Annotated in this window: 10 protein-coding genes; 9 read left to right on the top strand and 1 reads right to left on the bottom strand. The window is 74.8% G+C overall.

All coding sequences use genetic code 11. The annotated features are described in order from the left end of the window. Positions 1-19: 19 nt before the first annotated feature. The gene (locus SM577_RS03520) at positions 20-679 is read right to left on the bottom strand and encodes an adenosylcobinamide amidohydrolase (RefSeq protein ID WP_302920604.1); all 660 of its coding nucleotides are present in this window, start codon (positions 677-679) and stop codon (positions 20-22) included. 219 nt (positions 680-898) lie between these two features. Here SM577_RS03520 and SM577_RS03515 point away from each other — a divergent pair, with 219 nt between their 5' ends. From SM577_RS03515 to SM577_RS03475, 9 genes are all read left to right on the top strand, one after another. Next, positions 899-1,576: a Crp/Fnr family transcriptional regulator gene (locus SM577_RS03515; RefSeq protein WP_007466162.1), complete on the top strand. Its 678-nt coding sequence runs from the start codon at positions 899-901 to the stop codon at positions 1,574-1,576. Positions 1,577-1,711: 135 nt separating this feature from the next. Next, positions 1,712-2,455, top strand: a complete 744-nt coding sequence (locus SM577_RS03510) for a metallophosphoesterase family protein (protein ID WP_302920603.1) — start codon at positions 1,712-1,714, stop codon at positions 2,453-2,455. A 193-nt stretch (positions 2,456-2,648) separates the two neighbouring features. Then, the gene (locus tag SM577_RS03505) at positions 2,649-3,260 is read left to right on the top strand and encodes a TetR/AcrR family transcriptional regulator (protein WP_474586281.1); all 612 of its coding nucleotides are present in this window, start codon (positions 2,649-2,651) and stop codon (positions 3,258-3,260) included. Positions 3,261-3,284: 24 nt separating this feature from the next. After that, entirely contained in the window at positions 3,285-4,106 is an 822-nt protein-coding gene (locus tag SM577_RS03500; protein WP_474586280.1) for a TIGR03084 family metal-binding protein, read from the top strand. 76 nt (positions 4,107-4,182) lie between these two features. Beyond that, entirely contained in the window at positions 4,183-5,886 is a 1,704-nt protein-coding gene (locus tag SM577_RS03495) for an acyclic terpene utilization AtuA family protein (RefSeq protein WP_474586279.1), read from the top strand. Further along, positions 5,883-7,079 carry an acyl-CoA dehydrogenase family protein gene (locus SM577_RS03490; protein ID WP_474586278.1) on the top strand — a complete coding sequence of 399 codons (1,197 nt, stop codon included), beginning with the start codon at positions 5,883-5,885 and terminating at the stop codon, positions 7,077-7,079. The genes SM577_RS03495 and SM577_RS03490 overlap by 4 nt, the downstream gene beginning before the upstream one ends. Next, a complete protein-coding gene (locus SM577_RS03485; RefSeq protein ID WP_474586277.1) occupies positions 7,076-8,677 on the top strand; it encodes an acyl-CoA carboxylase subunit beta in 1,602 nt (533 codons plus the stop codon). The genes SM577_RS03490 and SM577_RS03485 overlap by 4 nt, the downstream gene beginning before the upstream one ends. A 68-nt stretch (positions 8,678-8,745) precedes the next feature. Further along, entirely contained in the window at positions 8,746-10,767 is a 2,022-nt protein-coding gene (locus SM577_RS03480) for an ATP-binding protein (protein WP_474586276.1), read from the top strand. Then, positions 10,764-11,927, top strand: coding sequence for an acyl-CoA dehydrogenase family protein (locus SM577_RS03475; protein WP_302920596.1), 1,164 nt, complete (start codon positions 10,764-10,766; stop codon positions 11,925-11,927). The genes SM577_RS03480 and SM577_RS03475 overlap by 4 nt, the downstream gene beginning before the upstream one ends. Positions 11,928-11,955: the final 28 nt, after the last annotated feature.

The following is an 11,955-nucleotide window of genomic DNA, read 5'->3' as shown; positions in this document are numbered from 1 at the left end:
GGGCCGATCGGCCAGGAATTCAGCCCGCCAGCCGATCCGACCAGGGGACCACCGGGCCGGCCCCACCGGCCAGCACGGCGGCGTGCACCGCCCGGGCCAGCGGGGCGCCCCAGACCGAGCGCGGGCCGCCGTACTCGGCGACCGGGCCGTCGGCCGGGCAGAGCACGGTGACCGCGTCGGTCGGGGTGCCGGTGCCCGGCATCCCCAGCTCGCCGATCGCCTGCGCCTTCGCCTCGGTGGCCGTGGCCACCGCGTTGACCAGCGCGGCGTCGCCGAGCCGCGCCGGCACGTACAGGACGATGTTGACAGTGCCGACCCGCTGGCCGGGGGCCATCGCGGGCGCGGCGGCCCAGACCGGGGTGCCGAGCCCGACCGTCGCCCAGGCCCGCACGCCGGTGTCGGTCCGGGCCACCACCTCCGCCACGTCGACGCCGGTCAGCAGGCCCACCCCCGGCCCGTCCAGGCCGAGCTGGGCGGCCAGGCCGGCCAGGTGGTCGGCCGGGTCGTCCCGGTCGTACGACATCGGGACTGTCGCGTTGACCACCCACCGCCGCTCCCCGATGCCGCCGCCCAGCGGCGCGGAGCTGACCGCGCGCAGCGGGCGGTCGGCCCGCCAGACCAGCAGCGGCACGTCCCGCCCGCTCTCGTGGCGGGTGGTCAGCAGGGGGTCGCTCAGCACGCCGTGACCCTACGACCCGGTCCGTATCCGGCCCGCCCCGGTCCGGAAAATCGCGTGATCCTACTGGTCGCACGGGTCGGGTGGGTTACGCCCGGGGATCAAGATTCCAGGGGTGCACCTCTGATTCGCGCGCTGTTGTGCCTAGACTTGGCGGCGCGCGAGGGATCAGCGGACGGCGGACCCGGCCGAGCAGACGGCACGCGCAACCGGAGGTGCGCGATGGACGAGGTACTGGCCCGCAGCGGGATCTTCCAGGGGGTCGACCCGGAGGCTGCCGAGGCGCTCGCCAAGGAGATGGAGACGATCGAGGTCCGCAAGGGCGAGATCGTCTTCAACGAGGGCGAGCCCGGCGACAGTCTCTACATCCTGCTGTCTGGCAAGATCAAGGTCGGCCGCCGGGCGGCGGACGGTCGGCAGAACCTGATCGCGGTGATGGGCCCGTCGGACATGGTCGGCGAGCTGTCGCTCTTCGATCCCGGTCCGCGTACGGCGACCGCCACCGCGGTGACCGACACCCGGCTGGTGCGGCTGCGTAAGCAGGCGCTGCGGCCGTGGCTGAACAACCGGCCCGAGATCGCCGAGCAGCTGCTCCGCGTGCTGGCCCGCCGGCTCCGCCGGACCAACGACTCGCTGGCCGACCTGATCTTCACGGACGTGCCCGGCCGGGTGGCGAAGAACCTGCTCCAGATGGCCGGCCGGTTCGGCACCCGCGACGGCGGCGTGCTGCGGGTGACCCACGACCTCACCCAGGAGGAGATCGCCCAGCTGGTCGGCGCCTCCCGGGAGACGGTCAACAAGGCGCTGGCCGACTTCGCCTCCCGGGGCTGGCTGCGGCTGGACGGCAAGAGCATCATCATCCTCGACCCGGAGCGCCTGGCCCGCCGCGCCCGCGTCTGACCCGACCGGGGCCCGCCCCCGGCCGCCGTGACAAACCCGGCCCGGACCGCGTCGTCGGTCCGGGCCGGTTCGGCACCTCGTCTGCCCGGCGCAGAATTCCTGGACCTGGCGACGCCGGTCCCGCACGCTGGACCGATGCTGAACCGGGTCGCCGTACTCTCCGACATCCACGGGGCGCTGCCCGCGCTGGAGGCCGTGCTGGCCGAGCCGGACGTCGCCGCCGCCGACCTGATCGTGCTCACCGGCGACATCGCCGCCGGCCCGCAGCCGGTCGAGGTGCTCGACCTGCTCGCCGGGCTGGGCGACCGGGTCTGCTGGGTACGCGGCAACGCCGACCGGGAACTGGTCGAGGCGCGCGCCGGCCGGAAGTCCCCGATCGACGTCTCGAACTGGGCCGCCGAGCAACTCCGGGACGACCAGCTGGCCCGGCTGGCCGCGCTGCCGCTGACGGTCACGCTGGAGGTCGCCGGTCTCGGGCCGGTGCTCTTCTGCCACGCCACGCCGCGCGACGACGAGGAGGTCGTGCTGGTCGACACCCGGATGGCACGTTGGGCCGAGGTGTTCGCCGACGTACCGGCCGAGGTGCGCACGGTGGTCTGCGGGCACACCCACATGCCGTTCACCCGGCTGGTCGACCGGCGCCTGGTGGTCAACGCGGGCAGCATCGGCATGCCGTACGGGGGCCCGGGGGCGGACTGGGCGCTGCTCGGTCCCGGCGTGCAGCTGCGCCGGACCGCCTTCGACGTGGACGCCGCCTGCGCCCGGGTGGCCGCCGAGTCGACCTTCCCGGACGCCGCCGAGTGGGCCGACGAGTACCTGCGCTCCCGGCACAGCGACGCGGACGCGCTGGCCGTCTTCGCCCCGCGTGACGGCCGCTGACCCCGACCGGTCCCAGCCCGGCCCGGCCGGCACCCCGTTCCGTCTCCACCGCCGCCGGACGGCATCGGCGGTAGTGATGAATCGTTTGTGACATCAGCGCCACGGTCTCCGCCCCAGCAGGCGGGCCGCGGACCGGCTCCCACCAGAAAAAGTCAGGCTTGACTGTTTGTTTCGAGGCCGGCACGCTGTCCCCGTGCCCGCCGCATCGATCCGCGTCCCTCAACAGGAACGCAGCCGCGCCACCCGCACCCGGCTGCTGGAGGCGACCGTCGAGTGCCTGGTCGAGCACGGCTGGGCCGGCACCACCACCACGCTGGTCGCGGCCCGGGCCGGCGTCTCCCGGGGCGCGCAGCTGCACCACTACCCCACCAAGGCCGCCCTGGTCATCGCCGCCGTCGACCACCTCGCCGAGCGCCGGGCGGTCGAGCTGCGCACCGAGGCGGAGGCCCTGCCGGCCGGTCCGCAGCGGCTCGACCGGGTGATCGACCTGCTCGGCGCCGCCTTCACCGGCCCGCTCTTCGTCGCCGCCCTGGAACTCTGGGTCGCCGCCCGCACCGACCGGGAGCTGCGCGAGGCCCTGGTGCCGCTGGAGGCCCGGGTCGGCCGGGAGATGCACCGGCTCACCGTCGCCCTGCTCGGCGTCGACGAACGCCGCCCGGGCGTCCGCGAGGCCGTCCAGGCCACCCTCGACCTGCTCCGCGGCCTCGGGGTGGCCAACCTGCTCAACGACGACTCGAACCGCCGCACCGCCCTGCTCGCCACCTGGAAGCGCCAGCTCGCCACCGTGCTCACGCCCACGCCCTGACCGCCCGTCCCGACCGGAGGCACCATGGTCGACCTCGCAGACCTGCTCGCGGATCTGGCCACCGAGTCCGAGCAGCTGGACGCCCTGGTGAGTCCCCTGGCGCCGGCCGACTGGGCCCGACCGACCCCGGCACCGGGCTGGACGATCGGGCACCAGATCGCCCACCTCGCCTGGACCGACCACGTGGCACTGCTCGCCGCCACCGACGCCACCGCCTTCTTCGCCTCGGTCACCGCGGCCCCCGATCCGGCTCGGTTGGTCGACGACGGCGCCGAGGAGTTCCTCGCCCCGCCGGCCGAGCTGCTGGCCCGCTGGCGGGCCGGCCGCTCCGCGCTCGCCGACGCCCTGGCCGCCGCCCCGCCGGGTGGGAAGCTGCCCTGGTACGGCACCCGGATGTCGCCGGCCTCGATGGCCACCGCCCGGATCATGGAGACCTGGGCGCACGGCGCGGACGTGGCCGACGCGCTCGGCGTCACCCGTCCCGCCAGCGAACGGCTCCGGCACGTCGCGTACCTCGGGTTCCGTACCCTCGGGCACAGCTTCGCCGCCCACGGCCGGCCGGTGCCGACGGCGCCGGTACGGGTCGAGCTGGCCGCGCCCGACGGGACGACCTGGACCTACGGCCCGGCCGACGCCACCGACCGGGTGACCGGCCCGGCGCTCGACTTCTGCCTGCTGGTCACCCAGCGCCGGCACCGCGCCGACCTGGCCCTGACGGCCACCGGCCCGGTCGCCGACGAGTGGCTCGACGTGGCGCAGGCGTTCGCCGGCCCACCGGGCGCGGGCCGCCCACCGGCCGACGGCCCGACCCCGGACGCCAGCGTCGGGAGCGGAGTGCCGGCATGAGCGAGCGAAGCGAGCGAATCATCGGGTTCGGGGCGAGAGAGCCTCATGACGGCACGGAGCGAAGCGGAGTGCCGGCATGAGCGAGGTGCTGCGGGTGGGCAACGCCTCCGGTTTCTACGGGGACCGGTTCAGCGCCTGGCGGGAGATGCTCGACGGCGGCGACCTGGACGTGCTGACCGGCGACTACCTGGCCGAGCTGACCATGCTGATCCTCGGCCGGGACCGGCTGCGCGACTCGGCGCTGGGCTACGCCAAGACCTTCCTGCGCCAACTGGAGGGCTGTCTCGGCACCGCGCTGGACCGGGGCGTACGGATCGTGACCAACGCCGGTGGCCTGAACCCGGCCGGGCTGGCCGCCGCGATCGGCGGGCTCGCCGAGCGGCTCGGCCTGCCGGTCCGAGTGGGCTACGTCGAGGGCGACGCGCTGGACCGCGCGGACGCGCTCACCGCGAACGCCTACCTCGGCGCGTTCGGCATCGCGGCCTGCCTGGACGGCGGCGCCGACGTGGTGGTCACCGGCCGGGTCACCGACGCGTCCCTGGTGGTGGGCCCGGCGATCGCCCGGTTCGGCTGGGGCCGCGACGACCTCGACGCGCTGGCCGGGGCGACGGTCGCCGGCCACCTGGTGGAGTGCGGCGCCCAGGTGACCGGCGGCAACTTCAGCTTCTTCACCGAACTGCCGGACGGCGGCCACCGCCCCGGCTTCCCGATCGCCGAGCTGCACCCGGACGGCTCCTGCGTGCTCACCAAGCATCCGGGCACCGGCGGCGGGGTCACCGTCGAGACGGTCACCGCCCAGCTGCTCTACGAGGTGGGTGCGCCCGCCTACCCGGGGCCGGACGTGGTGACCCGGCTGGACACGGTGACCCTGCGCGCCGACGGCCCGGACCGGGTCCGGGTCAGCGGGGTGCGCGGTACACCGCCGCCGGACACCCTCAAGGTCGGCGTCAACAACCTCGGCGGCTTCCGTAACTCCATGACGTTCGTGCTGTGCGGGCTGGACATCCCGGCGAAGGCGGCCCTGGTCCGGGGCCAGCTGGCGGAGGCGGTCGGCACGGAGGGGCTGGAGTTCACGCTGGCCCGCACCGACCACCCGGACGCCGCCGACACCGAGGCGGCCAGCGCGCTGCTGCACGTACACCTGCGCGACGGCGACAAGGCGCGGGCCGGGCGGGCCTTCTCGGCGGCCGCGGTGGAGCTGGCGCTGGCCTCCTACCCGGGCTGCACGCTCACCACGCTGCCCGGCGACGCGACGCCCTACGGGGTGTTCACCGCCGACACCGTGCCGCAGGACGCGGTGGCGCACGTCGCGGTGCTCCCGTCCGGCGAGCGGGTGCCGATCCCGCCGCCGACCCGCACGGCCGCCGAGGCCCCGGAACCCGCACCGGCCGAGCCGCCGCCGGTCGCCGGCGGGCCCACCCGGCGCGGGCCGCTCGGCGAGCTGGTCGGCGCGCGCTCCGGCGACAAGGGCGGCGACGCCAACCTCGGCGTCTGGGCCCGCTCCGACCGGGCGTACGACTGGCTGCGCGGCTGGCTCACCGTCGCGCGCCTGGCCGAGCTGCTTCCGGAGACCGCGGCGCTGGCCGTCGAGCGGTACGAGCTGCCGAACCTGCGCGCGGTGAACTTCGTGATCCGCGGCCTGCTCGGTCAGGGGGTGGCCGCGTCCACCCGGTTCGACCCGCAGGCCAAGGCGCTCGGCGAGCTGCTCCGGTCCCGGATCGTCGACCTGCCCGCCGACCTCGCGGCAAGGCCGGCCACCAACACCGGGGAGGACTCGTGACCATCGTCGACACGCCGGAGCGACGGCAGCTGCGCGAGCTGACCCGGTCGTTCGTCACCCGGGAGGTGCTGCCGCACCTGGCCGACTGGGAGCGGGCCGGTGAGGTGCCCCGGTCGCTGCACGAGACGGCCGCCAAGATCGGCCTGCTCGGCATCGGCTTCCCCGAGTCGGTCGGCGGCAGCGGCGGTGACCTGCTCGACTCGATAGTGGTCACCGAGGAGATCATCCGCGCCGGCGGGTCGTCCGGGCTGGTCGCGGCGCTCTTCACGCACGGCATCGCCCTGCCGCACATGGTCGCCGCGGCCGGCGGCCGGAGCGGCGGTCTGCTCCGCGGCCGGCTCGCCGCTGGCCAACTCCGGGGTGACGACGACCTGGTCGACCGGTACGTCCGCCCGACCCTCGCCGGGACGATGATCGGCGCCCTGGCGATCACCGAGCCGGACGGCGGCTCGGACGTCGCCGCGATCCGCACCACCGCCCGCCGCGACGGCGACCACTACGTGGTGAACGGGTCGAAGACCTACATCACCAGCGGGGTCCGGGCCGACTTCGTGACCACCGCGGTCTGCACCGACTTCCCCGGCAGCGGCGAGCTCAGCCTGCTGGTGATCGACAAGGGCACGCCCGGGTTCACCGTGGGTCGCCGGCTGGAGAAGCTGGGCTGGCACTGCTCGGACACGGCCGAACTCTCCTTCGTCGACGTCCGGGTGCCGGTGACCAACCGGATCGGCGAGGAGAACACCGGCTTCCTCGCGATCATGCAGCACTTCGCCACCGAGCGGCTCTCGCTGGCCACCCAGGCGTACGCGACCGCGCAGCGCTGCGTCGAGTTGGCCACCCGCTGGTGCCGGGACCGGTCCACGTTCGGCCGCCCGCTGGCCAGCCGGCAGTTGGTCCGGCACCGGCTGGCCGAGATGCACACCCGTGCCGAGGCGGCCCGGGCGTACGTGCACGAGGTGGCCGCCCGGGTGGCCGCCGGCGAGCCGGTGGTGACCGAGGTGGCGATGGCCAAGAACGTCGCGGTGGCCGCCTGCGACCACGTCGTCGACCAGGCGCTGCAACTGCACGGCGGCTTCGGCTACCTGCGCGACGCCGAGGTGGAGCGGCACTACCGGGACGCCCGGATCCTCGGCATCGGCGGCGGCACCACCGAGATCATGAACGAGATCATCGCGAAGGGGATGGGGCTGTGACCATACTGGACAGCGCTGTCGACCCGTCCGCACCGGGGTTCGCGGCCAACCGCGCGGCGCTGCTGGAGCGCCTCGCCGAGCTGGACGCGGCGCTCGACCAGGCCCGCGCCGGGGGCGGCGAGAAGTACGTGACCCGGCACCACGCCCGGGGCAAGCTGCTCCCCCGGGAACGGATCGAGCTGCTGCTCGACCCGGACAGCCCGTTCCTGGAGCTGTCGCCGGTGGCCGCGTACGGCACCGACTTCCCGGTCGGGGCGAGCGTGGTGACCGGCATCGGCGTGGTCGAGGGCGTCGAGTGCCTGGTCGTCGCGAACGACCCGACGGTACGCGGCGGCGCGGTCAACCCCTGGTCGCTGGCGAAGACCCGGCGGGCCGGCGAGATCGCGCTGGCCAACCGGCTGCCGATGGTGAACCTGGTCGAGTCGGCCGGCGCCGACCTGCCCACCCAGGCGGAGATCTTCATTCCGGGCGGGCGGGTGTTCCGCGACCTCACCCGGCTCTCCGCCGCGAAGATCCCCACGGTCAGCGTGGTCTTCGGCAACGCCACCGCGGGTGGCGCGTACGTGCCGGGGATGTCCGACCACGTCATCATGATCCGGGACCGGTCGCAGGTCTACCTGGCCGGGCCGCCGCTGGTGAAGATGGCCACCGGCGAGGTCACCGACGACGAGTCGCTGGGCGGGGCGGCGATGCACGCCGGCACCTCCGGACTGGCCGACTTCCTCGCCGAGGACGAACGGGACGGCATCCGGCTGGCCCGGCAGTGCGTCCGCCGGCTGAACTGGCGCAAGCAGGGCCCGCCGCCGCGCACCGCGTTCCCGCGTCCGCCGAAGTACGACCCGGAGGAGCTGCTCGGCATCACGAGCGCCGACCTCAAGGTGCCGTTCGACCCGCGCGAGGTGCTGGCCCGGATCCTCGACGGCAGCGAGTTCGACGAGTTCAAGCCGGCGTACGGCACGGCCCTGGTCACCGGCTGGGGCGAGCTGCACGGCTACCCGGTCGGCGTGCTGGCCAACGCGCGCGGCGTGCTGTTCAGCGCGGAGGCGCAGAAGGCGGCGCAGTTCATCCAGCTCGCGAACGCGGCCGACACCCCGCTGATCTTCCTCCAGAACACCACCGGCTACATGGTCGGCACCGAGTACGAGCAGCGCGGCATCATCAAGCACGGCGCGCTCATGATCAACGCGGTGTCGAACTCGACGGTGCCGCACCTGACGGTCAACCTCGGCGCCTCGTACGGGGCCGGCAACTACGGCATGTGCGGCCGGGCGTACGAGCCGCGGTTCCTGTTCACCTGGCCGAACGCGAAGTCGGCGGTGATGGGGCCGGCGCAGCTGGCCGGCGTGCTCTCCATCGTGGCCCGGCAGGCCGCCGCCGCCCGGGGCCGGGAGTTCGACGAGGAGTCCGACGCCGCCATGCGGATGATGGTCGAGCAGCAGATCGAGTCCCAGTCCGGCGCGCTCTTCCTCTCCGGCCGGCTCTACGACGACGGGGTGATCGACCCCCGGGACACCCGTACCGTGCTCGGCCTCTGCCTCTCGGCGGTCCACAACGCACCGGTGAAGGGCGCCGACGGCTTCGGCGTCTTCCGGATGTGACCGGTGAGCGCGCGGAACGCGGCGCAGCGGAGTCCCGCGGTCGCGAACGAAAGAAGGGCTCAGCGAGGATGATCGACAGACTGCTGGTCGCCAACCGGGGTGAGATCGCCCGCCGGATCTTCGCCAGCTGCCGGGCGCTCGGCGTGGAGACGGTCGCCGTGCACTCCGACGCCGACGCCGACGCGCCCTTCGTCGCCGAGGCCGACCTGGCCGTACGCCTGCCCGGGAACACGCCCGCCGAGACGTACCTGCGGATCGACCTCGTCCTCGACGCGGCCCGCCGGGCCGGTGCGGACGCCGTCCACCCCGGCTACGGCTTCCTCGCCGAGAGCGCGGAGTTCGCCGCCGCGGTCGCCGACGCCGGACTCACCTGGGTCGGCCCGCCCGCCAAGGCGATCGCCGCGATGGGCGACAAGATGGCCGCGAAGGCGCTGCTCGCCGACGCCGGCGTGCCGATGCTGCCCACCTGGACCGACCCGGACCAGGTGACCGCCTTCCCGGTGCTGGTGAAGGCGTCCGCGGGCGGCGGCGGGCGCGGCATGCGGGTGGTCCGCGACGCCGCCGGGCTGGCCGAGGCCGTCGCTGCCGCGCGCCGCGAGGCGGCCGCCGCGTTCGGCGACGGCACTGTCTTCATCGAGCGGTACGTCGAACGGGGCCGGCACGTCGAGGTGCAGATCTTCGGCGACACCCACGGCACGGTGGTGGCGCTGGGCGAACGCGACTGCTCGATCCAGCGCCGGCACCAGAAGATCGTCGAGGAGGCGCCCGGTGTCCTCCCCGACGAGGTGCGGCAGCGGCTGCGCGAGGCGGCGGTGGCCGCCGGGCGGACTGTCGACTACGTCGGGGCCGGGACCGTCGAGTTCCTGCTCTCCCCCGACGGCGACATCCACTTCCTGGAGATGAACACCCGCCTCCAGGTCGAACACCCGGTCACCGAGCTGACCACCGGGCTGGACCTGGTCCGGCTGCAACTGCTCGTCGCCGAGGGCGAGCCGCTGCCGGTGGCGGCGGCTCCGCCGGCCGCGGGCCACGCGATCGAGGTACGCCTCTGCGCCGAGGACCCGGCCCGGGGCTACCGGCCGGCGACCGGCACCCTGCGGCGGTTCGCGCTGCCCGGCGTGGCCGTCGAGTTCGGGCCGCTGGCCGGGCCGGGCCTGCGGCTGGACTCCGGCGTGGTCGACGGCTCGGTGGTGGGCGTCCACTACGACTCGATGCTCGCGAAGGTGATCGCCTGGGCGCCCACCCGCGCCGAGGCGGCCCGCGCCCTGGCCGGCGCGCTGGCCCGGGCCGAGCTGCACGGCGTGGCCACCAACCGGGACCTGCTGGTCCGGATCCTGCGCAGCCCCGAGTTCGCCGCCGTCGACGTCGACACCGGCTTCCTGGACCGGCATCCCGAGGTGTTCGCGCCGCTGCTGCCCGCCGACCGGGTTCCGGTGGCCGCGCTGGTGGCGGCCCTCGCCGGGGCCGCCGAACGCCGCGCCGCCGCGCCGGTGCTCGCCGGCCTCCCCTCCGGGTGGCGCAACGTCCCGGCCGTCCCGCAGGTCGTCCGCTACGCCCGGGGAGACGACGAGATCGAGGTCCGCTACCGCTTCGACCGCGGCGGCGCGCTGGCCGAGTGGTCGGTGGCGGTGGTCGACGGCGCCGGGGCGAGGGCCGGCGAACCGGGCGACGGTGCCGCGCGGCCGACCGTGACGCTGGTCGAGGCCACCCCCGGGCGGGTCGTGCTGGACGTGGCCGGGGTGCGGCGGGCGTGCCGCGTACACCGGGTCGGGTCGGAGGTGTTCGTGGACGGCCCGGACGGGGCGGCGAGCCTGACCGAGCTGCCCCGCTTCCCGCTGCCCACCGCGGAGCTGGCCGCCGGCTCGCTGGTTGCCCCGCTGCCCGGCACGGTGACCCGGCTGCACGTGGAGGTCGGCCGGCGGGTCGCCGCCGGCGAGCTGCTGCTCACCCTGGAAGCGATGAAGCTCGAACACCCCGTGCTCGCCCCGACCGACGGCGTGGTGGCCGACCTGCCGGTGCCCGCCGGCGGCCAGGTCGACACCGGCGCCGTGCTGGCAGTGGTCGACCCCGATCTGGAGGCCCCGCGATGAACTTCGACCTCACCCCGGAGCAGGAGCAGTTGCGCGACGCCGTCCGGTCGCTCGGCCGGCGGTACGGCCACCGGTACTTCGTGGAGAAGGCCAAGGCCGGCGAGCACACCACCGAGCTGTGGCACGAGGCCGGCCGGCTCGGCTACCTCGGCGTCAACATCCCCACCGAGTACGGCGGTGGCGGCGGCGGCATCACCGAGCTGGCCCTGGTCTGCGAGGAACTGGCCGCGGCCGGCTGCCCGCTGCTGCTGCTGGTGGTCTCGCCCGCCATCGCGGCCACCGTGATCACCCGGCACGGCACCGACGAGCAACGCAAGCGCTACCTGCCCGGCCTCGCCGACGGCTCACAGAAGATCGTCTTCGCGATCACCGAACCGGAGGCCGGCTCCAACTTCCACCGGCTCGGCACGGTGGCCCGCCGGGACGGCGACGACTGGGTGGTCTCCGGCCGCAAGTGCTACATCTCCGGCGTCGACGAGGCCGGGCACGTGCTGGTGGTGGCCCGCACCGAGGACGCGGCGAGCGGGAAGCTCAAGCCGGCGCTGTTCGTCGTGCCGACCGACGCGCCCGGGCTGACCTGGTCCAAGCTGGACATGGAGATCCTCTCCCCGGAGAACCAGTTCCTGCTCTACCTGGACGACGTGCGGCTGCCCGCCGACGCGCTGGTCGGCCAGTCGCTCGACGCCGGCCTGCCGGCGCTCTTCGCCGGGCTGAACCCGGAGCGGATCACGGTCGCCGCGATGGGCGCCGGCACCGGCCGGTACGCCATCGAGCGCGCCTCGGAGTACACCGCCAGCCGCAAGGTCTGGGGCGGCCGGAGCATCGGCTCGCACCAGGGGGTGTCGCACCCGCTGGCGCACGCCGCGGTGCAGGTGGAACTGGCCCGGCTGATGATCTACAAGGCGGCCAGCCTCTACGACGCCGGGCGCGACCTGGAGGCCGGGGTGGCCGGCAACATGGCCAAGTACGCCACCGGCGAGGCCGCCGCGCTGGCCGTGGACACCGCCGTCCAGGTGCACGGCGGTGCCGGCATGACCACCGAGTACGGCGTGGCCACCCTGCTCGGCGCGGTCCGGGCCGGCCGGATCGCCCCGGTCAGCCGGGAGATGATCCTCAACTTCGTCGCCCAGCACGTCCTCGGCCAGGACAAGTCCTACTGAGCGGCCGGCCGGGCGCCGGCGAGGTGGC

Source organism: Micromonospora desertarenae, from assembly GCF_056150265.1.
The sequence above is the reverse complement of the archived record's forward strand: the minus strand, read 5'-3'. Positions and strand labels throughout refer to the sequence as shown.